At 62.3% G+C, this 26,462-nt stretch carries 26 protein-coding genes; 14 read left to right on the forward strand and 12 right to left on the reverse strand.

Annotated features, from left to right (window positions below; genetic code table 11):
• Window positions 1-5 precede the first annotated feature (5 nt).
• Together NKH29_RS22420 and choX are read right to left on the reverse strand one after the other, a co-directional pair.
• Entirely contained in the window at window positions 6-866 is an 861-nt protein-coding gene (locus tag NKH29_RS22420) for an alpha/beta fold hydrolase (protein ID WP_023722736.1), read from the reverse strand.
• Complete coding sequence (gene choX, locus NKH29_RS22425; protein ID WP_031195251.1) at window positions 863-1,798, reverse strand: choline ABC transporter substrate-binding protein; 936 nt, start codon at window positions 1,796-1,798, stop codon at window positions 863-865. The genes NKH29_RS22420 and choX overlap by 4 nt, the downstream gene beginning before the upstream one ends.
• 122 nt (window positions 1,799-1,920) lie before the next feature.
• Between choX and betI the strand changes: the two genes are divergently transcribed.
• From betI to NKH29_RS22450, 5 genes are all read left to right on the forward strand, one after another.
• The gene (betI, locus tag NKH29_RS22430) at window positions 1,921-2,523 is read left to right on the forward strand and encodes a choline-binding transcriptional repressor BetI (RefSeq protein ID WP_031195249.1); all 603 of its coding nucleotides are present in this window, start codon (window positions 1,921-1,923) and stop codon (window positions 2,521-2,523) included.
• A 115-nt stretch (window positions 2,524-2,638) separates the two neighbouring features.
• Window positions 2,639-3,397: an SDR family NAD(P)-dependent oxidoreductase gene (locus NKH29_RS22435; RefSeq protein ID WP_352481760.1), complete on the forward strand. Its 759-nt coding sequence runs from the start codon at window positions 2,639-2,641 to the stop codon at window positions 3,395-3,397.
• 145 nt (window positions 3,398-3,542) lie between these two features.
• Entirely contained in the window at window positions 3,543-4,940 is a 1,398-nt protein-coding gene (gene fumC, locus NKH29_RS22440; RefSeq protein WP_023722732.1) for a class II fumarate hydratase, read from the forward strand.
• 128 nt (window positions 4,941-5,068) lie between these two features.
• Window positions 5,069-5,503 (forward strand): DoxX family protein, encoded by a 435-nt coding sequence (locus tag NKH29_RS22445; protein WP_353000598.1) that lies wholly within the window; start codon window positions 5,069-5,071, stop codon window positions 5,501-5,503.
• Between the two features lie 120 nt (window positions 5,504-5,623).
• Window positions 5,624-6,037, forward strand: a complete 414-nt coding sequence (locus tag NKH29_RS22450) for a DoxX family protein (protein WP_353000600.1) — start codon at window positions 5,624-5,626, stop codon at window positions 6,035-6,037.
• Between the two features lie 18 nt (window positions 6,038-6,055).
• Here NKH29_RS22450 and NKH29_RS22455 read toward each other — a convergent pair whose 3' ends face one another.
• The 3 genes from NKH29_RS22455 to NKH29_RS22465 all read right to left on the reverse strand — a co-directional run bounded on the left by NKH29_RS22455 (window position 6,056) and on the right by NKH29_RS22465 (window position 10,479).
• Window positions 6,056-6,682 (reverse strand): hypothetical protein, encoded by a 627-nt coding sequence (locus NKH29_RS22455; RefSeq protein ID WP_353000601.1) that lies wholly within the window; start codon window positions 6,680-6,682, stop codon window positions 6,056-6,058.
• A 63-nt stretch (window positions 6,683-6,745) separates the two neighbouring features.
• Entirely contained in the window at window positions 6,746-8,278 is a 1,533-nt protein-coding gene (gene ppx, locus NKH29_RS22460) for an exopolyphosphatase (RefSeq protein ID WP_353000603.1), read from the reverse strand.
• A complete protein-coding gene (locus tag NKH29_RS22465; RefSeq protein WP_352495566.1) occupies window positions 8,278-10,479 on the reverse strand; it encodes an RNA degradosome polyphosphate kinase in 2,202 nt (733 codons plus the stop codon). The genes ppx and NKH29_RS22465 overlap by 1 nt, the downstream gene beginning before the upstream one ends.
• Before the next feature lie 150 nt (window positions 10,480-10,629).
• On the opposite strand from NKH29_RS22465, the gene NKH29_RS22470 reads away from it, so the two are divergent.
• Entirely contained in the window at window positions 10,630-10,875 is a 246-nt protein-coding gene (locus tag NKH29_RS22470; RefSeq protein WP_023722726.1) for a zinc-finger domain-containing protein, read from the forward strand.
• A gap of 19 nt (window positions 10,876-10,894) precedes the next feature.
• Entirely contained in the window at window positions 10,895-12,100 is a 1,206-nt protein-coding gene (locus tag NKH29_RS22475) for an FAD-dependent monooxygenase (protein WP_353000605.1), read from the forward strand.
• Window positions 12,101-12,293: 193 nt separating this feature from the next.
• Here NKH29_RS22475 and NKH29_RS22480 read toward each other — a convergent pair whose 3' ends face one another.
• Window positions 12,294-12,965, reverse strand: a complete 672-nt coding sequence (locus NKH29_RS22480) for a TIGR02117 family protein (protein WP_352481908.1) — start codon at window positions 12,963-12,965, stop codon at window positions 12,294-12,296.
• A gap of 103 nt (window positions 12,966-13,068) precedes the next feature.
• On the opposite strand from NKH29_RS22480, the gene NKH29_RS22485 reads away from it, so the two are divergent.
• From NKH29_RS22485 to NKH29_RS22495, 3 genes are read left to right on the forward strand one after another with little or no spacing between them, the layout of a single operon-like run.
• A complete protein-coding gene (locus NKH29_RS22485) occupies window positions 13,069-13,332 on the forward strand; it encodes a metal-sensing transcriptional repressor (protein WP_023719742.1) in 264 nt (87 codons plus the stop codon).
• Window positions 13,329-14,357: a cation diffusion facilitator family transporter gene (locus tag NKH29_RS22490; protein WP_502895887.1), complete on the forward strand. Its 1,029-nt coding sequence runs from the start codon at window positions 13,329-13,331 to the stop codon at window positions 14,355-14,357. Before NKH29_RS22485 ends, NKH29_RS22490 begins: the two co-directional genes overlap by 4 nt.
• A gap of 30 nt (window positions 14,358-14,387) precedes the next feature.
• Window positions 14,388-15,101 carry a HoxN/HupN/NixA family nickel/cobalt transporter gene (locus NKH29_RS22495; protein ID WP_353000607.1) on the forward strand — a complete coding sequence of 238 codons (714 nt, stop codon included), beginning with the start codon at window positions 14,388-14,390 and terminating at the stop codon, window positions 15,099-15,101.
• Between the two features lie 74 nt (window positions 15,102-15,175).
• Here NKH29_RS22495 and NKH29_RS22500 read toward each other — a convergent pair whose 3' ends face one another.
• The 5 genes from NKH29_RS22500 to NKH29_RS22520 form a co-directional block, all read right to left on the reverse strand.
• Complete coding sequence (locus tag NKH29_RS22500) at window positions 15,176-17,095, reverse strand: multicopper oxidase domain-containing protein (RefSeq protein ID WP_353000609.1); 1,920 nt, start codon at window positions 17,093-17,095, stop codon at window positions 15,176-15,178.
• Between the two features lie 258 nt (window positions 17,096-17,353).
• Entirely contained in the window at window positions 17,354-18,103 is a 750-nt protein-coding gene (locus NKH29_RS22505) for an amino acid ABC transporter ATP-binding protein (RefSeq protein WP_031194215.1), read from the reverse strand.
• A 69-nt stretch (window positions 18,104-18,172) separates the two neighbouring features.
• Window positions 18,173-19,330, reverse strand: coding sequence for an amino acid ABC transporter permease (locus NKH29_RS22510; RefSeq protein WP_352481769.1), 1,158 nt, complete (start codon window positions 19,328-19,330; stop codon window positions 18,173-18,175).
• 4 nt (window positions 19,331-19,334) lie between these two features.
• Window positions 19,335-20,522 (reverse strand): amino acid ABC transporter permease, encoded by a 1,188-nt coding sequence (locus NKH29_RS22515; protein ID WP_023719748.1) that lies wholly within the window; start codon window positions 20,520-20,522, stop codon window positions 19,335-19,337.
• A gap of 80 nt (window positions 20,523-20,602) precedes the next feature.
• Window positions 20,603-21,631, reverse strand: a complete 1,029-nt coding sequence (locus tag NKH29_RS22520) for an amino acid ABC transporter substrate-binding protein (protein WP_023719749.1) — start codon at window positions 21,629-21,631, stop codon at window positions 20,603-20,605.
• 436 nt (window positions 21,632-22,067) lie between these two features.
• On the opposite strand from NKH29_RS22520, the gene NKH29_RS22525 reads away from it, so the two are divergent.
• The 4 genes from NKH29_RS22525 to NKH29_RS22540 all read left to right on the forward strand — a co-directional run bounded on the left by NKH29_RS22525 (window position 22,068) and on the right by NKH29_RS22540 (window position 25,116).
• On the forward strand, window positions 22,068-23,237 hold the full coding sequence (locus NKH29_RS22525; protein ID WP_352481770.1) for a cystathionine beta-lyase: 1,170 nt from the start codon (window positions 22,068-22,070) through the stop codon (window positions 23,235-23,237).
• Window positions 23,238-23,489: 252 nt separating this feature from the next.
• Window positions 23,490-24,161 carry an RNA polymerase sigma factor gene (locus tag NKH29_RS22530; protein ID WP_023719752.1) on the forward strand — a complete coding sequence of 224 codons (672 nt, stop codon included), beginning with the start codon at window positions 23,490-23,492 and terminating at the stop codon, window positions 24,159-24,161.
• Between the two features lie 104 nt (window positions 24,162-24,265).
• The gene (locus tag NKH29_RS22535) at window positions 24,266-24,790 is read left to right on the forward strand and encodes a DUF4142 domain-containing protein (protein WP_023719753.1); all 525 of its coding nucleotides are present in this window, start codon (window positions 24,266-24,268) and stop codon (window positions 24,788-24,790) included.
• Window positions 24,791-24,801: 11 nt separating this feature from the next.
• Window positions 24,802-25,116: a cupredoxin domain-containing protein gene (locus tag NKH29_RS22540; protein WP_352481771.1), complete on the forward strand. Its 315-nt coding sequence runs from the start codon at window positions 24,802-24,804 to the stop codon at window positions 25,114-25,116.
• 108 nt (window positions 25,117-25,224) lie between these two features.
• Here NKH29_RS22540 and NKH29_RS22545 read toward each other — a convergent pair whose 3' ends face one another.
• The gene (locus NKH29_RS22545; RefSeq protein WP_352495570.1) at window positions 25,225-26,445 is read right to left on the reverse strand and encodes an anion transporter; all 1,221 of its coding nucleotides are present in this window, start codon (window positions 26,443-26,445) and stop codon (window positions 25,225-25,227) included.
• Window positions 26,446-26,462 lie beyond the last annotated feature (17 nt).

Below are 26,462 nucleotides of genomic sequence, written 5' to 3' on the forward strand. Positions count from 1 at the left end.
TGCTCTCAGCCCGGACTGCCGGTCGCGTCGGCCGTCGACTGGGATCCAGCTTTACTCCGGACCTTGAAATATCGGGCGATGGCTGCCGCGACCAATGCCGGATCCTCCCAGTGCGGGTTATGCCCGCACCGCGCCGCGCCCACGAACTCCGCGGCAGGGATTTCTTCGAGGAGCCGCTGTTGGTGCGTTTCGTCGAAGAGCAGGTCGCGCCCGCCAGCAATGACAAGCGCCGGCAGGCGCAGCGTACGCGCCTTGTCGGTAAGATCGACGCGCCGAACCTGCTCCAGGATTGCTCGCCAAAGTGCCGCCGGCATGGCTGACGCCTCCTTTGCAACCATGGTCAGGAAGTCCGCTGGAACCTCGGCCTCGCAGGCATGCCAATAGTCATAGAACGGATCGGCCGGCGATATCGGGTCTCGAAGTGCCCGCACACCAATGGTCATCGGGTGATCCTCACCGATCTGCGGCCGCACCGTTCCGGCCATCAGCACCAGGCCGCCAATCATCTCGGGATAGCGCGCTGCTGCCTCGATCGCCACCATACTGCCCAAGGAATGCCCGACCAGAACCGGCCGCTCGAGGCGCAACCGCTCGATCAAACTCACCACATCTTCCGCGAAATCCGCTGACGCGAAGCCGCGTGTCCCGGCCGGCGAGGCGCCATGCCCGCGCAGGTCTGGGATGATAAGCCGGCGCCCGGCGAGATGCGGCGCCAGCAAGGAGAAGCTGCGGCTCGTGTCGGAGAAGCCGTGCACCAGCACCAGCGCGGGCTCCTGCCCGGCGATTTCGACGCAGGCCGTTTCAGTGCAGCCGGCACCGACCTTGCGCTTGCGGCCGTTCCAGCCAGCCTGATCGACCGATATCAAAGGCCGAGCTGCTGCTTGACCGCGTCGAGCGCGGGCTTGCCATCGAATGTGGTGACACCGGCAAGCCAAGCGCCGAGCCTATCCGGATTCCCTTTGATGGCCTTCAGGCCGGCTTCCTCAGGCTTCAGGCCGTCATTGATGAGATAGCCCATGCCGAGATTTTCGAAATCGATGTCGAAGGCGAGGTTCTTCAGCAACTGCCCGACATTCGGGCATTGCTGCAGATAGCCCTTGCGCACCTGCGTCGTCACCGTCGCGGCGCCGAAGTTCGGGCCATAGAACTTGTCGCCGCCGCTCAGATATTTGAAGTCGTACATCGTGTTCATTGGATGCGGCGCCCAACCCTGGAAGACGATGAAGCGCTTTTCCTTGATCTCGTAGCCGACCTCGGAAAGCATGCCGGCTTCACTCGATTCGACGACCTGCCAGCCATCGAGGCCCAGCGACTTATCGGCGATGGCGTCCATCATCAGCTGGTTCGAGCCCGGCTCGATGCCATACATCTTCCTGCCGAACTTGTCGGCGAACTTTTGCAGGTCGGCAAAATCCTTGACGCCGGCCTCCCAGACGTAAGTCGGCACGGCAAAGGTGTATTTGGCGCCGACGAGATTGACGCGCACATCGTCTACCGAGCCGTCCTTCTTATAGGGCTCGTAATAGGTGATCATCGCCGGATCCCAATAGCCAAGGAACACGTCCAAATCATTGTTCTTCAAGGATTCATAGATGACGTTGATGCCCAGAAGCGAGCTTGCTGGTTTGTAGCCGAGCGCATCGAGCAAGACGCTGGTGACGCCGGTGGTGAAGGCAAGGTCGTTCCATCCAGGCTCGGCCATGCGCACGACCTTGCATTGTTCAGGTTCAGCCGCAAAGACCGGCTGGGTCGCCAGCAGGACCCAGAGCGAGGCGCCTATTCCAAGGCTACGAAGCATTTCGGTTCTCCTCATTTCACCAACGGTGTTGACCATTCGGTCCTTATATTGTCCCACCGGTCAATTCTTGATCTCGGCGGACGAAAATGTCAACGTCGGTTTTCGATGCATGGATCCGGCCCGTGAAACTCAAGCGCCTCAGCGACATACGCCGCAAAGAGCTGCGGCAAGCCGCCTTTGCCGTGCTTCAGCGCGAAGGCATAGCTGGCGCCACCATAGAAAAAGTGGCGGCACAGGCCGGCGCGTCGAAGGGCATCGTGCTGCATTATTTCAACAGCAAGCGGGAACTGTTCGAGCACGCCATGCGCGAGTCGAACCTGGTGCTGCGTCATGCAGTGGTCGAGCGGCTGAAGCAGGCGCGCACCCCAATGCAACGGATAGATGCCATCATCGAAGGCAATTTCGAGCCGCATCTTTTCCAGCCGTCCCTCTGCCATGCCTGGCTTTCGCTTTGCGCGGAGGTGCCGCGCGACGAAAAGCTGGCCCGCATCCAGAAGGTGATCCATGCGCGCATGCGCTCCAACCTGCTGTCCGGCCTGCGCGGTCTGATGCCGGCGCCCGATGCTGACGAGATCGCCTTCGGCGTCACCGCCCTGATCGACGGGCTATGGTTGCGGCTTGGCCTGCAGCCCGGCAGCGTCACGCGTGAACAGGCCATTCATCACGTCAAGGAGTTTGTCGCTACCCGCCTGGCTGTTCGGCGCGATGCAGCCGCTGCCGAATAGACCATCGTGCCCGACAGCCGAAGTTCATACTGTAGGATAGGCTGGCGGCTTGACCACAGTTGCCAACGGCGCTGCTCTCCTTGTCAGACAAGACGGCATTGCGCGGGAGTGTTGGATGAGACTGGGCGGCAAACGGGCACTGGTCACCGGCGGCTCGGACGGGATCGGGCTGGCAATCGCCGAGGCGTTTTTGCGCGAAGGCGCGGACGTGCTGATCGTCGGCCGCGACGGCAAAAAACTCGACGCCGCCCGCAAGCAGCTCGGGGACGGCGTCGAAACGCTGTCGGCAGACCTGTCGGCCAGCGCCGGCATCGACGCCGTGGTCGAGCATGCCAGGTGCGGCCCACCTCTCGACATCCTCGTCAACAATGCCGGCGTGGCGTTCCTGGCGCCGTTCGAGACCGTCAGCGAGGACCAGTTCCAGCAGTCGTTCGCGCTCAACGTCACGGCTGTATTCTTCCTCACCCAGCGACTGTTGCCGCATCTCGCGCCGGGCGGGGCATCGGTCATCAACATCTCATCCTATTTTGCGCACAAGATGATCCCGAAGCGGCCGTCCAGCCTCTATTCGCTGTCGAAGGGCGCGCTCAATTCGCTGACCAAGTCGCTCGCCTTCGAGCTCGGGCCGCGCGGCATAAGGGTCAATGCCATCGCGCCCGGCACGGTCGACACCGCAATGCGGCGCAGGTCGATCGAAAACCTGCCGGAAGCCGCGCAGGCCGAGCTCAAGGCCTATGTCGAGCGCAGCTACCCGCTCGGCCGCATCGGCCGAACCAGCGATCTTGCCGGCATCGCGGTCTATCTCGCCAGCGACGAAGCGGCGTGGACCAGCGGCGGCATCTTTGCAGTGGATGGAGGGTACACGGCGGGGTGAGGAGCGCGCGCTCTCCCTTCTCCCCTTGCGAGAAGGAAAAGGCGCTGCTTCAACCGATTTGCATCCCCATCGTCCGCAATCTCCGCTTGAAGGCATTTGTGCAACGCGATACGCCGTTTGCAAATTTGCAACCCGGAGAGACTTCGTGAGCGCGCCAGAGACCAGAACCGAAACCGACACGTTCGGTCCCATCGAGGTCGCCGCCGACCGTTACTGGGGCGCGCAGGCGCAGCGTTCACTTGCCAATTTCAAGATCGGCTGGGAGAAACAGCCGGCGTCGATCGTGCGGGCGCTGGGCATCGTCAAGCGGGCCGCCGCCGAAGCCAATATGGAGCTGAAGCGACTCGATCCGGCGATCGGCAAGGCCATCATCGAAGCCTCCCAGGAGGTCATCGACGGCAAGCTCAACGAGCATTTCCCGCTGGTCGTCTGGCAGACCGGCTCGGGCACCCAGTCCAACATGAACGCCAATGAGGTGATCTCCAACCGGGCGATCGAGCTTTTGGGCGGCATCATGGGCTCGAAGAAGCCGGTGCACCCAAACGACCACGTCAATATGAGCCAGTCGTCGAACGACACCTATCCGACGGCCATGCACATCGCCTGCGCCGAGCGCATCATCCACGACCTGCTGCCGGCGCTGAGACATTTGCATGCGGCACTCGAGGCCAAGACCAGGGCTTTCGCCCACATCGTCAAGATCGGCCGCACCCACACCCAGGACGCGACGCCGCTGACGCTCGGCCAGGAGTTCTCCGGCTATGCGGCGCAGGTCGCCTCGTCGATCAAGCGCATCGAAATGACCCTGCCCGGCCTGCAGGAATTGGCGCAAGGCGGCACCGCGGTCGGCACCGGTCTCAACGCGCCGGTCGGTTTTGCCGAAAAGGTGGCGGCGCGCATCGCCGCGATCACCGGCATCGATTTCGTCACTGCGCCGAACAAGTTCGAGGCGCTGGCCGCCCATGATTCCATGGTGTTCTCGCACGGCGCCATCAATGCCTGCGCGGCGGCGCTGTTCAAGATCGCCAACGACATCCGCCTGCTCGGCTCCGGCCCGCGTTCGGGCCTCGGCGAATTGTCGCTGCCGGAAAACGAACCGGGCTCGTCGATCATGCCTGGCAAGGTCAATCCGACCCAATGCGAGGCGATGACACAGGTTTGCGTGCAGGTGTTCGGCAACAATGCGGCGATCAGCTTCGCCGGCAGTCAGGGCCATTTCGAGCTCAACGTCTACAATCCGCTGATGGCCTATTGTTTCCTGCAATCGGTACAACTGCTGGCCGACGCTTCGGTGTCCTTCACCGACAATTGCGTCGTCGGCATCGAGGCCCGCGAAGACAACATCAAGGCGGCGCTCGACCGTTCGCTGATGCTGGTGACGGCGCTTGCGCCGACGATCGGCTACGACAACGCCGCCAAGATCGCCAAAGCGGCGCATAAGAACGGCACCACGCTGCGCGAGGAAGCGCTGGCCACCGGGCTGGTCAGCGAAGCCGACTATGAGCGGCTGGTGCGGCCGGAGGACATGACGCATCCAGGGTAAGGTGATCGCGAAAACGTTACCTCGGTGAACAATCCGTAACCAATCTGACGTCTTTGGTGAACAGTCGGCATGCGCTAACTGGACGTCTATCCCAAGTCGTTTGGCCAAACCCTTCTGGAGAGTTACGCATGTCCACCAACACGTCCACCAACACTTCGTTTGCCGGTTCCGGCAGCACCTCCAGCGCCTCGGGCACGATCCTGCTCGGCCGCATCCTGCTTTCTGTCATCTTCCTGCTTTCCGGTTTCGGTAAGCTGACGGCGATTGCCGGCACCGCCGGCTATTTCGGCAGCCTAGGCCTGCCGCTGCCGATGGTGACCGCCATTGTCGTCGGCCTGATCGAACTGCTTGGCGGCCTCGCCATCCTCGTCGGCTTCCAGACCCGGATCATCGGCTGGGTGATGGCGATCTTCACCGTCGCCACCGCATTGGTCGCCCACACCGGCTGGGCCGATCAGATGCAGATGATCAATTTCATGAAGAACCTCGGTATTGCCGGCGGCTTCCTCGTGCTCGCCTCCGCGGGTCCAGGCGCCTATTCGATCGACGCCAAGCGGGGCTGAACCAGATCCGGCATTTCCTGAACAAAGGGGCACGGAATTTTCCGCGCCCCTTTTTCGTTGTCGGTTTATATCTGCTGGCTGGAACTCTGCTAGGATCGGCCGCCGATATCGGAGGAGACCATGCCTCGCAATGCGCTGCTCTTGCTTTCCCGGCTGCTGCTCGCCGCGCTGTTCGTGCCATCCGGCTTCCACGCGCTTGCCGACATCGCCGGCACATCAGGCTATTTCGCCGGCCTCGGCCTGCCGCTGCCGACGCTCGCTGCCTGGGGCACGGGGCTGTTCGAGCTGATCGGCGGGCTGCTCATCCTCGTCGGCTTCAAGACGCCGATCGTGGCGCTGCTGCTTGCCGCCTTCTGCATCGCGACCGCCTTCATCGGTCATTACGGCCAAGGCGGCGGCGATCCGACGCTGACCTTCATGCATTCGCAGATGCTGATGAAGGACATCGCGATATCAGGCGGTTTTCTGGCGCTGGCGATGGCTGGCGCGGGTGCATGGTCGGCCGACGGCCGGATGGCTGCAGGGACTGGCTAAGGTGCCGCCCGGCTCGGCTCATTTGCTGTCGAGAAAGACGAACTCCGCAAGCCTGGTTATGTTTATGGGCTGAGAGAGAAAGGCGCCATGCCCCATTCGACCGACGCTGATGGTCAGGCAAACCTGTCTGCTTTCCACCGCGATCGGCAGCCATTCATATCCATATTGATCTGCGCCCTTGGGGGAGTAGCTCCGAAGATTGCTGTCAATCGCGACATACAGGTAGTTGCGCAATTGGATCAGGCTTGCCCTCTTAACGTATGGCAACAGGTCGGTTCGGCCCACGATAGGCTCAAGAAAGTTGCCGAGGGGCTGATGAACGGACACGGTTCGATCGACAGCGGTAGGACAGAGATTAACGTCCGCATAAAACGTGTTCATCGAAATCGATCTTTGAAATTTGATCATTTCGTCGGTTATTCTAAATACAAAATAATTTATCTTTTGCCCATTTTTAGGTTCTAAAAAACCTTTGAGCAAATTGAACGGTGTTTTTCCGTCTGCGGCTTTTGGATAACTCTTCTCAAACTCAAACGCGCCTTTTGCAGCAACGGAAACCTTGGAAACCGTCTGAGCTCTGGCCGCGTCGAAAATCAACAATGGCAGGATGGAAAGCAGCAGCAGCAGGATTTGACTGGATTTCACGATCTTCTCCCAAGCGTGGAGCTCGCAGCGAATTGCCACATGCAATTGGCGTCGTGCCTGAAACTACTTCACTGAAATACTGGAGCCGCCCTCGACCCCCAGCACCAGCCGACGATTGGTGACCCTTGCCAGCTGTGCCAGCCGGCCGGCCGGCCGCTCGCCGTAAAGATCGGCCAGCGCTGCCGGCAGCACCAGCGCCAGCACGCCATTGCCGCGGTTTTCCCATTTCAGTCGCGGCATGACGCCGGGCATTGCCGCGCTCAGCAAATAGACGACGCGCAGCAGCGCCGCCAATACCCTGGCGCGTTCGAGATAGCGCGGTGTCGCCAGCCCGCGGATTTCCGGAGCGGCTTCATTGAACACGCCCTCGTGGCGAAACAGGCTGACAAGCGCCAGGAAGGCGCGGCCGGGATGGTCGACGCCGATGAACGAGGCGTGGGCGATGATGTTGAGCGATTGCTTGCCGCGATATTCGGGATGGGCGCGCCAGCCGATATCGGCAAGCAGGCAGGCGGCGTGGCGGTAGCGCGCCTCATCCCTGGTTTCGTCGATGCCGAAGGCAGCGAAGGCCTTACCGGTCCATTCGACAAGCTCATGCGCGTGGTCGACCGATCGCGAGCGCAGGCGGGCAAGCTCTTCCGCCGCCGAGATCAGCGGATCGGCTTTCTGTTCGGCCTTGTCGAGCAGCGAATAGAGAAAGCCCTCGCGCACGCCCAGCGCCGACACGATGATCTTCGACGGCTGCATCGCCGCCATGATCTCCTGCAGCACGATGGCGCCGTAGGGCAGCAGCGAGCGGCGGTTCTTGGAGACGCCCTCGATGCCCTTGACCTTATCGATCTCGGCTTTGGCGACCTGCCGGAGGAAGCTCGCGGCGCTTTCGATGCCGATCTCGTAATGGTGCATGACGCCGAGCGGGTAGTTGGTCATTTCCATGTGCAGACGGGCGAGGTTTCGCCAGGTGCCGCCGACCGTGTAGAAGGCCCTGCCCTGTCCGCCCTTCAGCAATTTCGCCCGCGCCAGTTGCTCGCGCGTGATCTTTGCCGCCTGGGTCAGCGAGTTCTTCGCCATGTCCTGCAGGCGCAAGCCGCCCAACGGCAGGGTGATGCCGTCACCGATCGCCTCGCCGTCGATATCGATCAGTTCGAGGCTGCCGCCGCCAAGATCGCCGGCGATGCCGTTGGCCGGGTGGAAACCGGAGATGACGCCGAGCGCCGAATAATGGGCTTCCTCGCGGCCGCTCAGCACCTGGATCTCGGTCTTGAGTACATCCTCGGCGCGGTGGATGAAGTCGGGGCCGTTGACCGCCTCACGGGCGGCGGCGGTCGCCAACACATACATGCGCTCGGCGCCGGCCTGGTCGGAGAGCGCGCGGAAACGGCGGAACTCTTCCATCGAGCGCGTCACCGCCTCGGGATCGAGCTTTCCGGTCGAAACGATGCCGCGGCCGAGGCCGGCGAGCATCTTTTCGTTGAACAGCAAGGTCGGCGAGCGCGCCAGCCCTTCATAGATGACAAGACGGATCGAGTTCGACCCGATATCGATGATGGACAGCGGTCGGCGGTCCTGAAGCCGGCCCTGGGACGCTGAAATCATCAGCCCGTCGCTGCGTTCTGTTTCTTGCGGCGCTTAAACTGCGCGATGCGCTTGGGCGCATGCGACTTCAACGCATCGCCCCGTCCGGACAGGCTCGGATTGGTCATGAAATATTCCTGCGCGTTGAACGGTTCCTCGCCCTCCTCCAGCACAACGCGCCGGGAGGTTCCGTCAGCCAATACGTCGAAACTTTGCTGGTTGTCCATGATGTTGCCGAGCATGATCTGGCCGAGCACCTGTTCATGCACAGTTGGATTGGTGATCGGCACCATGGTCTCGACGCGGCGGTCGAGATTGCGCGGCATCAAATCGGCCGAGGAGATGTAGACGATCGCCCCGTCCGAGGGCAGGCCGTGGCCGTTGCCGAAGCAGTAGATGCGGCTGTGCTCGAGGAAGCGGCCGACGATCGACTTCACCCTTATGTTCTCCGACAGGCCCGGCACCTGCGGTCTCAGGCAGCAGATGCCGCGCACGACGAGATCGATCTCGACGCCGGCGCGGCTGGCATCGTAGAGCGCATCGATGATGATCGGATCGACCAGCGCATTCATCTTCATCCAGATGCGAGCCGGCCTGCCATCCAGCGCGTGGCCGATCTCGTCCGAAATATGCTTGAGGATGCGGTTGCGCAGCGTGAACGGCGATATGGCCAGCCGCATCTGCTCGGCCGGCTCGGCATAGCCGGTGATGAAATTGAACAATTGCGCGACATCGCGCGCGATCGTCGGATCGGTGGTGAAGAAGGACAGGTCGGTGTAGATGCGCGCGGTGACCGGGTGGTAATTGCCGGTGCCGAGATGCACGTAATTGCGTAGCCTGCCATCCTCGCGCCGCACCACCAGCGACATTTTCGCGTGGGTCTTCAGCTCGAGAAAGCCGAAGACGACCTGGACTCCGGCGCGCTCGAGGTCGCGCGCCCAGCGGATGTTGGCCTCCTCGTCGAAGCGCGCCTTGAGCTCGACCAGCGCCGTCACCGACTTGCCGGCCTCGGCGGCGTCGACCAAAGCCCGCACGATCGGGCTGTCGTTGGAGGTGCGGTAGAGCGTCTGCTTGATCGCCACCACTTCCTGATCGGCCATCGCCTGGCGCAGGAACTGCACCACCACGTCGAAGGATTCGTAGGGGTGGTGGACGATGATGTCCTTCTCGCGGATGGCGGCAAAGCAATCGCCACCATGCTCGCGGATGCGCTCCGGGAAGCGCGGATTGTAGGGCGTGAACTTCAGATCGTCGCGAGCGACGGCGACGATCTCCGAGATCTGGCTAAGCGCCAGCGGCCCGGTAAGCACGCTGATGCGGCTGGCCGAGACGCCAAGCTCGCCGGCGACGAAGTCGCGCAATTCGGACGGCATCAGCCTGTCGAACTCGATCCGGATGACCGAGCCGCGGCGGCGACGCTTCAGCGCCGTCTCGAACAGCCGCACCAGATCTTCGGATTCTTCCTCGACCTCGATATCGCTGTCGCGGATGATGCGGAACGTGCCGGAGCCCTTGACCTCATAGCCGGGGAACAGCTTGCCGATGTAGAGACTGACCGCCTCTTCGAGCGGAACGAAGCGGACGTGATGCTTGCGATCCGGCAAGCGGATGAAGCGCCTCAGCGCTACCGGCAGGCGCAAAAGCGCGCTCATTTCCTCGCCGTTCTTGCGGTGGCGCAATTGCAGCGCCATCGAGAAACCGAGATTGGGAATGAACGGAAACGGATGCGCTGGGTCGATCGACAGCGGCGTCAGGACCGGAAACACCTGCTCCTGGAAATGGTCCTCGAGCCAGGTCTTCTCGTCCTTGGTCAGCGCATCGCGGGTGATGCTCTCGATGCCTTCCTTGTTGAGCTGCAGCATCAGCGCCGAAAGGCTGTTCTGCTGGTCCTCCTGCAGGCGCTCGACCTCGCGCAGCAATTGTTCGAGCTGCTGCTCGGGGGTGCGCCCGTCCGGGCTCTTCAGCACGATGCCCTCGCGCACCTGGCCGGCAAGACCGGCGACGCGGACCATGAAGAACTCGTCGAGATTGGCCGCCGATATCGACAGGAAGCGAACGCGCTCGAGCAGCGGATGATTGGCGTTCAGCGATTCCTCGAGCACGCGCCGATTGAATTGCAGCCAGGAAAACTCGCGGTTGACGAAGCGGTCAGGATTGCCGCCTTCGCGGCTCGCAGCCTCGATGGTGATGAATTCGTTCTGGACCGGCTTCAGTTCGTTCATAGTTCCTGCTCTTCTCACACCCGTCCGCGGATTACGGTGTTAACCGGCTTAACTTATCCTCTGACAGGCTTTTGCGACAGTTTCATTTCATCGATCTTGCAAAGAGACGGGTTATGATCCAGATGCAATCGACAAGATCAGGAGACGACGATGGCAGGCGGTTCCATTCCCCATTTCCAGAACGATGCGGGCTATCCGGCAATCGACATCGGCGTCAAGGAATTCATGTGCACCGGCGCCAATCCGCCTTTCGACCATCCGCATGTATTTCTCGACATGGGCGACGACAATGAAAAGGTCTGCCCCTACTGCTCGACGCTCTATCGCTATTCGCCGAAGCTGAAGGCATTGGAAACGGTGCCGCCGGGCTGCCTTTATATCGACCAGGCCGCCTGATTCTCCTGCGACAAGCCTGATGCAGGAAACGCAGTCCCGGCAGGTCGTCATCGCCGGGGCGGGCGTTGCCGGGCTGACCGTGGCACTGGCCTTCGCCGAGCGCGGCTATCGGATAAAACTGTTCGAACAGGCGCAGCACCTCGAGGCTGCCGGCGCCGGCATCCAGTTGTCGCCCAACGCGACACGCATTCTTCGACAACTCGGCGTACTCGATCGGCTGCTGCCGACGGCGGTGCGGCCGGAGGCGGTTGTGCTCAAGGATGCCGCCACGCTGGGCGAGCTGGCGCGCGTACCGCTTGGCCCGGCCGCCGAAACGCGCTGGGGGGCACCCTATCTCGTCGCCCACCGCGCCGATCTGCAGTCAGCGCTGATGCAGCGGGTTTCGGAGCAGCCCGGGATCGAACTGGTCGCTGGCGCGCGGGTGACCGACATCGCAGCCGGACCGAAAGCTGTTGCCGTCACTGCATCGGCTGATGGCGAAACGGTCGAGGCTGGCTGTCTGCTGATCGGCGCGGATGGCGTCTGGTCGTCGGTGCGAGAACAACTGGCCCGCAAAGCGGCCGAATTCGGTAGTAGCCGGTTTTCAGGTGAGCTGGCGTGGCGCGCCACCGTCGGTGCCGACAGCCCTGCTGGCCAAGCCTTTGCAGCGATCGGTGCGCCCGATTGCGTTACCGCATTCCTCTATCCCGGCTTCCATATGGTCGCCTATCCGGTCAGCCGTGGCACTGCCTTCAACCTCGCCGCCTTCACCAGGGGCGAGCGCATCGCCGAGGGCTGGTCGGGGCATGCCAACCCCGCCATCCTCGTCAGCGCCATGCGCGGTACCGCGCCGGCGCTGGTCCGTCTGGCGAGCGAGGCGGCGCCGTGGACGGCATGGCCGATCCACACCGTCGAGCAGCGGCGGTGGACGACACCGGAAGGCGTCGCGCTGATCGGCGATGCGGCGCATGCGATGACGCCCTTTGCCGCACAGGGCGCGGCGATGGCGATCGAGGACGCGGCGACGCTTGCCGGCTTCGTTGCCACCTCGCCTGCCGATCTCAGCGGCGCGCTTGCCGCTTGGGAACAGGCGCGGCGGCCGCGCGTCGCCCAGGTCGCCCGCCGCGGCGCGGTCAACCGCCTCGCCTGGCACGCGGCCGGGCCGGTGGCGATGGCCCGCAACCTGTTCCTGGCGATGCGCTCACCCGAAAAGCTCGCCGCCGATCTTGATTGGCTTTATGGCTAGCGGGCGCGCGAGTCTGGGGATCGGCGATAAAAGCTCGATAGGCCGGCGGGACAGCGCCCCCCTCTGTCCTGCCGGACATCTCCCCCACAAGGAGGGAGATTGGCAGTTTCGGCGCCTTGCTAGGTCCTGCAACGTTAGAGATTGGCGAAAGGAGGGCTCGAAGGATCGCGGCGTTGATCAGCCGGAACCCTCTTCAATTGTGAAGCCGCATCGACAGGCCGAGCGAGGCTGGCAGCGGGTTCCACCAGCCGGTGCGCAGCCCGGCCGTGCGCAGTGCCGCCGCCGTCCAGGTGTTGCAGCCGATCAGCGCGTTGAAATGGCCATTGGCTTCGAAGAAACGATCGAAGCGGGAATAGGCCGCATTCTCGATCGGAATGGCCCCGTTCGGCCCCCGCTGGAAGCTTGCCGCAATGTAATCGAGCAGCGCCGCAAAGCGTTCGTCGCCGATGTCGAAGCCGGCGACGTCGGGATGCGGCTCGGCGATGTCGCCGGAAATGTCGACATGCATCACCGAGGCATCGACGGTCAGCGCCTTCATCACCGGCATCGGCTTCAGCTCCGACCAGGTCGGCGTCTCCAGATAGAAGGCGCGGCCGCCCCAGCCGAAGACGATGTAGCGGACCTCCGCCATGTCGGCAGGAATGCCGGCATCGACCAGGAAATGGAAGCGCCGGCGCATATCGTCGTCGACCGGGATGGCGATGTCGGTGTGGATCGGATTTTGCAGCACCAAGATGCGGTGGCTTGCGCCGATCGGATCGGCAACTGCCGCCGGCCAGAGCGGGCGCGGCAGCAGCGTGCCCAGCGCTGCGGCAAGCACTGTTGCAACGACCAGCAGGCCAAGAAAACGGGCAAGCTTCTTCATGGGAAAGGCTTAGAGCAAGCCATGCTCAAGGTGAAGCGTCTCTGGAGTTGCACGGCTGACAAAGCGCTTGACGCGTATCCTCCCCGGGAGGATATGCTCAAGCATGTCAGATCACCTCCACGCCTCGCATCCTTCCATCATAAAGCGCCTGAAGCGCGCGCAAGGTCACCTTGCGGCTGTGCTGGCCATGATCGAGGCGCATCGCCCTTGCGTTGATCTGGCGCAGCAGCTTCATGCCGTCGAAAGGGCCATCAGCAGCGCCAAGCGCGAGCTGATCAACGATCACATCGAGCATTGCCTCACGGACAGCGTGGAAACCGGCGGCAACTCGCTGGCGGAACTCAAGCAGCTGGCGAAGTATCTATGAATGCCATCGTAGCCCGCATTCTGGACTGGCTCGGGTTCGGCTCGCACGCCGCACATCATCACGGCGATCACGGTTCGCACGGTCACACCCACGGCGTCATCGATGCGACAATTGCTACCACCGACCGGGGCATCTGGGCAATCAAATGGTCGTTCGTAATCCTGGCCATCACCGCGGCGTTGCAGATGGTCGTGGTTGTGCTGTCGGGGAGCGTGGCATTGCTGGCCGACACGATCCATAACATCGGCGATGCGACAACGGCGATCCCGCTATGGATTGCGTTCGTGCTGGCGCGGCGCAAGCCGTCGCGGACCTTTACCTATGGCTTGGGCCGGGTCGAGGATCTGGCCGGCATCATCATCGTGCTCATCATCCTGTTCAGCGCTGTTGTCGCCGCCTACCAAGCCATCGACAGGCTGATCAATCCACAAGTAGTGACACACCTCGGCTGGCTGACGGCGGCGGGCATTGTCGGCTTCCTCGGCAACGAGGCGGTTGCCGTGTTCCGTATCCGCGTCGGCCGCGAAATCAACAGCGCGGCACTCATTGCCGACGGCTACCACGCCCGCACCGACGGACTTACCAGCCTTGCCGTGGTCATCGGAGCCATCGGCGTCTGGCTCGGCTTTTCCTTGGCCGACCCGATCGTCGGCCTGCTGATCACGATTGCGATCTTCGGTATCGTGTGGCAATCGGCCCGTTCGGTGCTGACCCGCATGCTGGACGGAATCGAACCCGGTGTGATGGATGAAATCCGACATGCCGCCGAGCATGTTGCGGGCGCGCATATTGTCGATGCTAAGGCGCGCTGGGTCGGTCATAGATTGCACGCCGACATCGCAATTGCCGCGGACGAAACCTTACCGCTGTCGGCGGCGAACAAGATCGCGGCAGCGCTGAAAGACGAACTGTCCCAGCATATGCCAGCCCTGGCTGAGGCGAATGTCCGGTTTTCAACGGAACGTGGAGAGAACGACCATCCGCACCCTCACGAGCACACGCATGACCACGGCCACATGCACTGACGCTCGCCGATTTTCTGCTAGTCTCGTCCGATGTTCCAGACGCTCGTCGAATTTCAGCGCACGATCTATCTGACGCTCGGCGAGCAGATCAAGCTGCTTGCGGCCGGAGGCAATTGGCTGGCATTCATGGCCTTCCTGCCGATGGGCGTCGTGTTCGGGGCTGCCCATGCGCTGACGCCGGGTCATAGCAAGGCGGTCCTGGCGACCTATCTTGCCGGTTCGGATGCGAAGGTCTCGCGCGGCCTGCTCGTGTCTATCACGCTATCGTTCACGCATGTGACGATTGCCGTTCTGATTGCGGCTCTCTCGCTGCCACTGGTCTCCATAGCATTGGGCAGCGTTGGCCGCGCTCCGCTCCTGGAGCATATCAGTCGTGGGCTGCTCGGCCTCATTGGCGTCTGGATGCTCTGGCGCGCTTTGAGCCACAGCCATAACCACAGGCACGAAGGCGAGGCTGTCGGCGTGATGGCAGGCCTGATCCCCTGCCCGCTGACGCTTTTCGCGATGACTTTCGCGATCTCCAGGGGTGTTCCGGCAGCCGGCGTCCTGTTTGCCATCACCATGATGGTCGGCGTGGCGCTGACGCTGTCCTGCGTCGCGGTATTGTCGATCGTGTTTCGGGAACGGCTTGTACAGTTTTTCGCGCGCCAGCCACGGCTGTTCGAAACCATCTCCCGGGCCATCGAGGGCGCTGCCGGTCTCGCCCTTGCCGGCGTCGCTGTCTGGCAGATCACATCAGCTTAAGAGAAAACATGGTTTCAGCCACTGCATGGCGTCCGGGCCGGTGCAGCAGTTGGAACGAGCCAAGCCGACGCCGGTCATGTCACATCGATCACGACCATCAGCCCGCCGCCGCCCTTCTCCTCGACATTGTTGTTCGTGGTGTGATGCGGGATGTGGCAATGGATCAGCCATTTGCCCGGACGCTGCGCCTTCCAGATCACGTCGTAGCGCTGACCCGGCCCGACATTGACCGTATCGGCAAGGAAACGACCCGAGGCAGGGATCGTCTCGCCGTCGCGGGCAACGACCTCGAACGGTCCGCCATGGATATGCATCGGATGGATGAAGCCGTTGTTGGTGCCGATGAACCGCACCTTGAGCGTCTCGCCGACCTTCATCGGAATCGTCTCGGTCGAGGGATAGGCCTTGCCGTTGATGGTGAAGAAATTCGGCATGCCGCCGTCCATCGGCATCGACGGGTAGGTCAGCCCTTCCCGCACCAGCCATTCGTGAAGCTCGATGACGTAATCATGGTCGGCCGCGACCTCATCGGCGGGATTGGCGGGATCGATGATCAGCGCACCGTAGAGGCCGAGCGCTTGGGTCCGGTCCGGCTTGGCATGGGGGTGGTAGAAATAGGTTCCGTGCTGGGTTGCGGTGAATTCGTATGAATAGGATTGGCCGGGCTCGATCGGCGCCTGCGTGATTTCGGCCGGCCCATCCATCTGGTTCGGCAGGATCAGGCCATGCCAATGCACCGTCGTTTCTTCAGGCAGGCCGTTGGTGACGTTGATCCTGACCCGATCGGCCTGGCGAATGTGAATTCGCGGGCCGGGAATCTGGCCATTATAGGCATAGGCGTCTACCGCAACGTCCGGCAGGATCTGCCAGCGGACCACCGAAGGCCTGAGCTCGAACACTTTGACGCCGTTCTCCATTCGAAACGGCAGGTCCTGGTCGCCCTTTGCCGGCAGACCATAAGAGGCGGTCACGAGGCGCGGATCGGTGGCGGCCATGTCGCGCATTGCGTCGGCGGGCGTGTCGCGATCCATGATCATGCCTTGCGGCATGATCACCCCGCCGACATCGCGCGCCGACAAGGTTAGGTTCAGCCAGTTCGCCGGCGCGATCATGCCGATGGCGAGGGCCAGCAGGGAGACCATGCTGAGGGCGGCGACTTGCGGGGTCGTGGCATCCGTCTCCATGTGATGACCGGCGCCGCCTTTGCCTTTGTGGGAAGCCATATCGTGGTGCTGCCCGTGATGGCCGCTGGCGTCGGCCTGCTGCATTTGCATCTGCGCGTGTTGCCCTTGGTGGGGCCGCTCTCGACCGTCGGTGCCGGCCGCCTGTTGGCGCTGTGTCATCAGCCCATGTTTCAAGCCGCGGGCGACCAGCCAGACATTGGCCGGGTAGGCAAGCGCAAAGCCGGCGATGACGCCGATCGACATCACGCCCCAGAACAAAAGCTCCGTCGGTTCCATCGCGCGCATGTCGCGGCCCATCATCAGAAAACTCATGACCGGCGCCATGCCGGCCATCATGAAGTTCATGGAGATGAACTCGGGCAGAAAGCTCTTGCGCACGTTCTCCCAATAGGTGCCGCCCATCATCGATTTCATGAACAGCGACTGGAAGATGAACAGGCCGAAGGCAAAGCCGGCGAGATATTCGACGATCAGGTCGATCCACATCGGCAGGCCGAGCGCCGCCGTGACGGCGGCGGCAAGAATGATGCCGGTGGCATCGCCGGCGACGCAGTGGATGGTGGAGCCGACGCCCTGCTTCCAGAGCGGCCGGGTGAAGAGTTCATGCTCGCCCGGCCGGGGCTCCTTGTCGGCGAGCACGTAGAGCAGCAAGCCGAGCGGCCCCATATAGAGGGTGACCAGGATGAAGCCCCATTTCATCACCACCGGCTCGGGATTGTTGCGGTATTGGTCGAAGCCGACATAAAGCGTCGAAGCCAGCGCCAGCGCGAACCAGACGACGAGAAAATAATCGATCGGTTGGATGAGCATCAGGATGAGCCCTTGACCTGCCGCCGCACGCGCCCACTCGGCTTGTTATACAACTCCTAATGGCAATGAACGCAGCCGGCGCGCTTATGATCCGTGCCGGCCTTAGTTACCAGGTTGCAAGGTGACCACTCGAGCGGCCTGAAGCACGCTTGCTATCTTCTCGCGCCGCGCACGGTCAGCGCTCGTCGAATACGCGTAAGGCCCTGAGCAAGGCAGCGAGCCCGGTCCGCCGGCCTTGTCACGAACCGGCGTACAGGATCAGTGCAGGATCTGCGACAGGAACAGTTTCGTGCGTTCGTGGCGCGGGTGGTCGAAGAACTCGGCCGGCGTGTTCTGCTCGACGATCTGGCCCTGATCCATGAAAATCACCCGATTGGCGACTTTGCGCGCAAAGCCCATCTCATGAGTGACGCAGAGCATGGTCATGCCCTCCTCGGCGAGCCCGACCATCGTCTCCAGCACTTCCTTGATCATTTCCGGGTCGAGCGCCGAGGTCGGCTCGTCGAACAGCATGATGCGCGGGTTCATGCACAGCGAGCGGGCGATAGCCACGCGCTGTTGCTGGCCGCCGGAAAGCTGACCGGGATATTTGTTGGCCTGTTCCGGAATCTTGACACGCGTGAGGAAATGCATGGCGATTTCCTCGGCCTGCTTCCGCGGCATCTTGCGCACCCAGATCGGCGCCAGCGTGCAGTTTTCGAGAATGGTCAGATGCGGAAACAGGTTGAAGTGCTGGAACACCATGCCGACCTCGCGGCGGACCTCGTCGATCTTCTTCAGATCGTTGGTCAGTTCCTTGCCGTCGACTATGATCTTGCCCTTCTGGTGTTCCTCCAGCCGGTTGATGCAGCGGATCATCGTCGATTTGCCGGAGCCCGACGGGCCGCAGATGACGATGCGCTCGCCGCGCATCACCTTCAGATTGATGTCCTTCAGCACATGGAATTCGCCGTACCATTTGTGCATGGCGATGATGTCGATGGCGACATCGGTGGTGGAAATATGCATCTTGGCGGCATTGACCTTGATCTCTTCCGCGCTGACGGCGTTTTCTATGGCCATGACAAGGTCCCCTTTTTAGCGTTTGTGGCCGGTGTCGAGACGGCGTTCCGTGTACATTGAATAGCGCGACATGCCGAAGCAGAACAGCCAGAAGATGAAGGCCGCGAACACCAGGCCGGACCTGGCCGTCTGCGGCGTTGCCCAGCTGGCGTCGGAGAAGTTCTGCTTGACGATGCCGAGGAGGTCGAACATCGAGATGACGATGACCAGGCTGGTGTCCTTGAACATGCCGATGAAGGTGTTGACGATGCCGGGAATGACCAGCTTCAGCGCCTGCGGCATGACGACCAGACCCATCTTCTGCCAGTAGCTGAGGCCGAGCGAATCGGCGCCCTCATACTGGCCTTTGGGGATCGCCTGCAGGCCGCCGCGCACCACTTCGGCCATGTAGGCGGCGGCAAACAGCGACACACCGATCAGCGCGCGCAGGAACTTGTCGAAGCTGACGCCGGCCGGCAGGAACAGCGGCAGCATCACGCTGGCAAAGAACAGCACCGTAATCAGCGGGATGCCGCGTACCGTCTCGATGAAGATCACGCACAGCAGCTTGACGATCGGCATGTTCGAGCGCCGGCCGAGCGCCAGCACGATGCCGACCGGCAGCGACACAGCGATGCCGACGAAGGACAGGCTGAGTGTCACCAGCAGTCCACCCCAAAGCGGGGTTTCGACATAGGGCAGGCCGAACATGCCGCCGAGCAGCAGAACGAAGGCGACGACCGGCAGTGCAAAAAAGAGAAGGATGGCATTCAGCCCCTTGCGCGGTACGCGCGGAATGAGCAGCGGCACCAGCAGCGCCACGAACAGGATGGCGACCAGGATCGGGCGCCAACGCTCTTCCAGGGGATAGCGGCCGAACATGAACTGGCCGAACTTGGCGTTGACGAAGGCCCAGCAGGCGCCGGTCCAGCCGTCCGGCTGGATGCCGCCCTGCGCCACGGTGGCGCAGACCGTGCGGTCCGGTCCCGTCCACTGGGCGTTGATGAAAGCCCAATTGACGATCTGCGGCAGGATCATGGCAACCAGCACGATGCCGATGATGGTCAGGATGGTGTCGCCGGTCGACGCGATCAGATTCTTGCGGACCCAGGCGCCGAGGCCGCGCTCGCTCGACGGCGCCGGCTGCGCCAGCGCCATCTCCGTCCGCACCCAGGACATATCGTGCTCTTGCATGGCCTTATCTCTCCACCAGCGCCATCCTGGCGTTCACCACGTTCATAACCGCCGACGTGATCAGGCTGAGCGCCAGGTACACCGCCATCATGATCACCACGCCTTCGACTGCCTGCCCGGTCTGGTTCAAGACCGTGCCAGCCGTCGCCGTCAGGTCCGGATAGCCGATGGCGATGGCGAGCGAGGAATTCTTGGTCAGGTTGAGGTACTGGCTGGTCAGCGGCGGAATAACGATGCGCATCGCCTGCGGCACGACGACAAGCCTGAGGATCGATCCCGAGCGCAGCCCGAGTGCAGCGGCCGCCTCGGTCTGGCCTGCGCTGACGCCCCTGATGCCGGCGCGCACGATCTCGGCGATAAAGGCGGCCGTATAGCAGGACAACGCCAGATAGAGTGACAGGAACTCGGGCCTGACCTGAAAGCCACCGACGAGATTGAAGGTTGACTGCTTTGGAAATTCAAAGCTCAGCGGAAAGCCGCTCAGCGCGTAGGCCAGCAGCGGCAGGCCGACGATCAACGCTATGGATGTCCAGAACACCGGGAATGGCTGCCCCGTCGCCATCTGCCGCTGTCGCGCCTTGCGGGCGACGAACCAGGCCATGGCGATGCCGAGGAGCAGTGCGACCAGGATCAGCCAGGATCCCTCGCCCCACATAGCGCGGGGAAAATAGAAGCCGCGCTGGTTGAGAAAGGAGCCGAATGGCAAATTGATGCTGTCGCGCGGCGGCGGCAGCACGGCGAGCACGCCGGAATACCAGAAGAAGATGACCAGCAGCGGTGGGATGTTGCGGAACACCTCGACATAAACGGTGCAGATCTTCCTGATCAGCCAGTTATGCGACAGCCGGCCTATGCCGACGATGAAACCGATGATGGTGGCGGTGATGATGCCGACGACAGCAACGATCACGGTGTTGATAAAGCCAACCAGGATGGCACGGAAATAGGTCGAATCCGATGAATAAGCGATGGCGCTTTCGCTGATGTCGAAGCCGGCGCGGCCCTTGAGAAAGCCGAAGCCGGAAGCGATGTGCAGCCGCGTCAAATTGGCGATGACGTTGTGGGTGACCCACCAGACACCCGCTACCAGCAGGACGAGGACCAGTGCTTGAAAGAATATGCCGCGGACGCGAGGATCATTGATGAAGGAACCGCGGCTTGGCTCCTCGCGAAGAATTTCCTGCGATGCCATTAAACCACCACCCTTCTGGCGACCATCCCCTGGAAAGAGAAACCGGAAGGCAGGAAGCTGCCTTCCGGATCACATTTCGATCAGCGGATCGGCGGAGCGTATTGCAGGCCACCCTTGGTCCACAACGCGTTGATGCCGCGCGCGATCTTCAGCGGGCTGCCCGAACCGACATTGCGTTCGAACATTTCGCCGTAGTTGCCAACTGCTTTGACGATGTTGACGACCCAGTCGTTGGAGACGCCGAGATCGGTGCCGATCTTGGTGTCGGCTTCCTGGCCGAGCACGCGCTTGATCTCAGGATTGTCCGAGTTCTTCATCTCGTCGACATTAGCCTGGGTGATGCCCAGTTCCTCGGCCTGCAACAGCGCAAAGTAGGTCCACTTGACGATGTGGTACCACTGGTCGTCACCCTGGCGCACGGCCGGGCCGAGCGGTTCCTTGGAGATGATCTCGGGCAGCACGACATGGTCGGCCGGCGCGCTGAGCGTCAGGCGGATGCCGTAGAGACCCGACTGGTCGGTGGTGTAGACGTCGCAGCGGCCGGCGTCATAGGCGGCGTTGACCTCATCCAGCTTTTCGAAGACGACGGGGTTGTATTCCATCTTGTTCGCCTTGAAGTAGTCGGCGAGATTGAGCTCGGTCGTGGTGCCGCTCTGCACGCAGACCGCCGCGCCCGAAAGCTGCAGCGCCGAATTGACGCCCGGCAGTTTCTTGGCGTTGATCATGAAGCCCTGACCGTCATAATAGGTGACGCCGACGAAGTTCAGGCCAAGTGCCGTATCGCGGTTGATGGTCCAGGTGGTGTTGCGCGACAGGATGTCGACCTCGCCCGACTGCAGCGCGGTGAACCGCTCCTTGGCGCTGAGCGGCGTGAATTTGACTTTGGTGCCATCGCCGAAGACGGCGGCCGCCACGGCGCGGCAGAAATCCACATCGATGCCTTTCCATTCACCCTTGTCGTCCGGCGCCGCGAAGCCAGCAAGACCTGTGTTGGTGCCGCACTGGATGAAGCCTTTCGCCTTGACGTCGTCGAGCGTGCTCGCGGATGCGGCCGAAGCCGCGAATCCAAACGCGGCGGCGCCCAAAACGCCGATTGCAATGTGTTTCATGACCCACAGACCCTTTTCTGTTTTTTCCAGGCGAACCTGACTTTTTCCCGTGTGAACGCAGCTTCGTATCCCGGCCCATTACCGGAATCCCGCATCGTAACCGACGCGCTGTCTCCCATTCACGAACAACATCGAAGGCGATTATTCCTGTGAGGTCAAGGGAAATGACCAAATCCGAAAGACTTTGAAAACCAACTGGCTGAAATGCCTGAATCGCAGACAAACGCGCCCGCAAATCGGTCAACGCGCCGATAAAGCCGGCAAAATCCGATCGCGCCTTCCCGACCGCGACTTCCCGACCGCGCCGGGCGCCCTGCGGATCTACGGCGCATTGCTGAATTGGCATATTCAAGACCTTTGCCTGGCGAGTGCGGTGCGGTTGCGCGGCCAATGCCGCCGCACTATGGCTAACGACCTACTCACGGGACGAAATGCAATGGCAAAAGACGGCAGCGAGATGGGCATCAACACGCGGCTCGCCCATTCCGGCAACAACCCGCATGACTATTTCGGCTTCGTCAACCCGCCGGTGGTGCATGCCTCGACCGTGCTTTATCCCAACGCGGCGGCGATGGCTTCACGCAGCCAGAAATACACCTACGGAACGCGGGGCACGCCGACCACCGATGCGCTGAACAGCGCGATCGATGCGCTGGAAGGCTCTGCGGGCACGGTCGCGGTTCCATCGGGCCTGGCGGCGGTGACGCTGCCGCTGCTCGCCTTCCTGTCGGCCGGCGATCATCTGCTGATCGTCGATTCCGTCTATCACCCGACCCGCAATTTCGCCGACACGATGCTGAAGCGGCTGGGCATCGAGGTCGAGTATTACGAACCGCGCATCGGCGCCGGCATCGCGGCGCTGATCAAGCCCAACACCAGGGTGGTGTTCACCGAATCGCCGGCCTCCAACACTTTCGAGGTGCAGGACATACCGGCCATCGCCAAGGCAGCGCATGCCGCCGGCGCCATCGTCATGATGGACAACACATGGGCGACGCCGCTCTACTTCCGCCCGCTCGACCATGGCGTCGACATCTCGATCCATGCGGCGACGAAATACCCGGCCGGCCATTCCGACGTGCTGCTCGGCACGGTCTCGGCCAACGCAGCCTGCTGGAAGCAGCTTTGCGAGACGTTCAACACGATGGGATGCTGCGCCGGGCCGGATGACGTCTACCAGGTGCTGCGCGGCCTGCGCACAATGGGCGTGCGGCTGGAGCACCATCAAAAGAGCGCGCTTGCCCTCGCCGGCTGGCTGGAGGGCCAGCCGGGCGTGGCGCAGGTGCTGCATCCGGGGCTGCCCAGCCATCCCGACCACGTTTTGTGGAAGCGCGATTTTTGCGGATCGAGCGGCATCTTCTCTATCGTCCTTGCAGGCGGCGGACAGAAGCAGCAGCACGCCTTCCTCGACGCGTTGAAGTTTTTTGGCCTCGGCTATTCCTGGGGCGGCTATGAGAGCCTTGCCGTGCCGGTATTCCTGGGCGACCGTACCGTCGCCAAGGGCCCGTATGACGGACCGCTGGTGCGCCTGCAGATCGGGCTCGAGGATGTCGAGGATTTGAAGGCCGACCTGGCGCGCGGGCTGGCGGCGGCCGCAGAGGCCTGAGCCAGCACCTTGCCAGACTGAGTCAGGAATCGGCGTAACAGCCTGGAAACACTGCGATCCTGAGCGGTGTCATGGCGACCGATCAGCCGATGAAGCGGCGTCTACAAAATAGAGACGCCGGCGTGGCGGAAGCGATAGAATAGCTTCTGCCGGCGCTTGATGCGGATCGAGGCTGGCCGGCGGATCGGTCGGGAACCTTTTGTCGGCCGATGCATCCAATATCCCGATGAGAAGCCTATCAGGAGATCGCCAATGCCGGCTGTGTTGACGGCAACGTCCGCCGCTTCCGGCGACATGCAGCTTGTCGGCCGCGCGCTGGCACGCGATGGCGATGCATTCCGCACCATCATCAAGACGCACAACCAGAGGCTCTACCGCATCGCCCGCGGCGTTGTGCGCAACGACAGCGAGGCCGAGGACATCGTCCAGGAGGCCTATGTCAGGGCGTTTGCCCACCTCGAGGCCTTTCGTGGCGATGCCTCGCTCGCCACGTGGCTGTCGCGTATCGTCATCAACGAAGCGCTCGGCCGCTTGCGCAAAAGGCGGCGAATGGTGGCGATACCTGAAAATCCGCAAGCCGAAATCATCCGGTTTCCCCTCAACCCGAGCGACGATCCGGAGCGGACGATGGCGCAACGGCAGATCCTTGAGCTTGTCGAACGGGCAACCGACAGTCTTCCCGATGTCTACCGGCTGGTGTTCGTGGCGCGAGTCATCGAGGGGCTGAGCATCGAGGAGACCGGCGAACTGCTTGGCGTGCGACCAGAAACCATCAAGACCCGGCTGCACCGCGCTCGTGCGCTGGTGCGCAAGGCGCTGGACGACCAGATCGGCCCGGTGCTGCTCGACGCGTTTCCGTTCGCGGGCCGGCGCTGTGAACGGCTGACCAATGCCGTGATGCAGCGGCTTGGTCTTTCCGGATAGGTCGCGTCGATTTTCGCGGGAACGTTTTCCGGCGACCTGCATCCAATGAGCATCACTGAAAACGAAGCCCGATGCAGCTCGGCGTCGGGGCGAAGGAGAGCATCATGTTTATTCGATCGACCACGGCACTGGCCGCATTTTTCCTGCTTAGCGCAGCGCCCTTGTCGCAAGCTGCCGACAAGCCGACCGATCCGCAGATCGCACATATCGCCTACACAGCGGGCGTGCTTGACGTCGAGGCGGCCAAGCAGGCGCTGCAGAAATCGAAAAACAAAGAGGTCGTAGATTTCGCCAAGGACATGGTGCGGGATCACGAGGCCGTCAACAAACAGGCTCTCGACCTGGTCAAGAAGCTCAAGGTCACGCCTGAGGACAATCCGACCAGCAAAGCGCTGACCAAGGCGGCGGCCGAGGAACGTGCCAAGCTTGCCAAGCTCAAGGGCGCGGCGTTCGACAAGGCCTATGTCGCCAGCGAGGTGGCCTACCACAAGCAGGTCAATGGCGCGCTCGAAACTCTGCTGATCCCGTCGGCCGGCAATGCCGAGCTGAAGAGCCTGCTGGAAACCGGCCTGAAAATATTCCAGGGCCACGAACAGCACGCCGAACACGTCGCCGGTATGCTGAAGTGAGGATCGGGCCAATGGTGTCGAGGCGGCATCTGTGGGTTGCGCTGGCGCTGACCATCGGCGCCGCACCTGCCAAGGCCGAAACCATTGAGGTGACGATCGACAAGGTTGTGTTTTCGCCCGGAAACATCGAGGCGAAGGTCGGCGACACGATCAAGTGGGTGAACAAGGACGTGTTCGCCCACACGGCAACCGTCAACGGCGGCTGGGAAGTGATGATCCCGCCGAAGCAGGCAGCAAGCCTGATGGTGAAGAAGGCCGAATCGGTCGATTATTTCTGCCGCTTCCATCCCAATATGAAGGGCCATGTGACGGTGACATCGCCCTGACTGGCTAATGCCTGTCGCGCAAAAGTGTGCAGCGGTTTTGCGATAACGACATGCATAAAACAAGAGCCTAAAGCGCGTCGCATGAGGCCGGTCGAACGCGACGTGCTTTTAGGCCGCCAGCCATGCCGTCCCGACAAGAAGCGTGACCAGCGTCAATGGCAGGCCAACCTTGAAGAAGGCGATGAAGCCCAGCGGCTTGCCGGAGACCCGCGCGTGCTCGGCAACGATCAGATTGGCGACCGAGCCGAGCAGCGTGAAATTGCCGGCCAGGGTCGAGCTCATGGCGACGACCAGCCAGGCACGCTCTGGATTCTCCAGGCCGGGTATGAACGGCCGCAGCGCCAGCACGGCCGGAACGTTGCTCATGATGTTGGACAGCACTGCGGTGAAGCCGGACAGCCGCCAGACATCATTCAGCCCAAGGTCCTTTGCCGAAGCGACGATGTCGGGCGTCAGCAATGTCTTTTCGGCACCGGCGACGACGATGAACAGCCCGGCGAACATGAACAGCAGCGGCCCGTCGATCTCGCGATAGATGCGCTCAGGCTTGATGGCGCGGGTCAGCAACAGAATCGCACCGCCAATCAGCGCCGCCTTGGCTACGGGAACGCCGGCAAAGAAAGCGACCGCCAAACCGATACAGACGACCACCGCCTTGAGCACCTGCCCCGGCAGCATGCGGCCGCGATAGACTTCGGGGCTGAGCTCGGCCTTGCGCGAAAATTCGGCGCGGTAGACGATGCGGATGATGACGATGACGGCGAAGAGGCCGAACGCCGCGACCGGTGCAAGTGCCGCCGAGAAGGCCGGATAGGAAATCCCCGACAGGGCGCCGATGACCATGTTCTGCGGATTGCCGGTGATGGTGGCGACACTGCCGCAATTCGAGGCCGTGGCGGTGGCGATCAGATAGGGAACCGGGTTGCGGTTGATGACGCGGGTGACATGGACGACGATCGGCGCCATGACCAGGCAGATGGCGTCGTTGACCAGGAATGCCGACAGGACGCCGGTCAACAGCGTCACCATCACCAGCAGCATGAATGGCGCATGCGCATGCTCAATGGCGAACCCGCCGAGCGCGCGAAAAGCGCCGGACACTTTCAGATGCGCCACGACGATCATCATGCCGAGCAAAAGCGTGATGGTGTCGAAGCTGATGGCGCGGTAGGCGTCCTCCATGCTGAGCGCGCCGATGGCGATCATCGCCGCACCGCCGAGCAGCGCGATGCCTGCCCGGTCGAGGCGTAGCCCTGGTATCGTGCCGATGGCGACGCCGGCATAGGTCAGGACCAGGATCAGCAATGCCGCCGCGCCCATCGCTGTCATGTGTTGGAAATCCTGTT

This window comes from Mesorhizobium sp. M1295, from assembly GCF_040318135.1.
Taxonomy (GTDB): Bacteria; Pseudomonadota; Alphaproteobacteria; order Rhizobiales; family Rhizobiaceae; genus Mesorhizobium.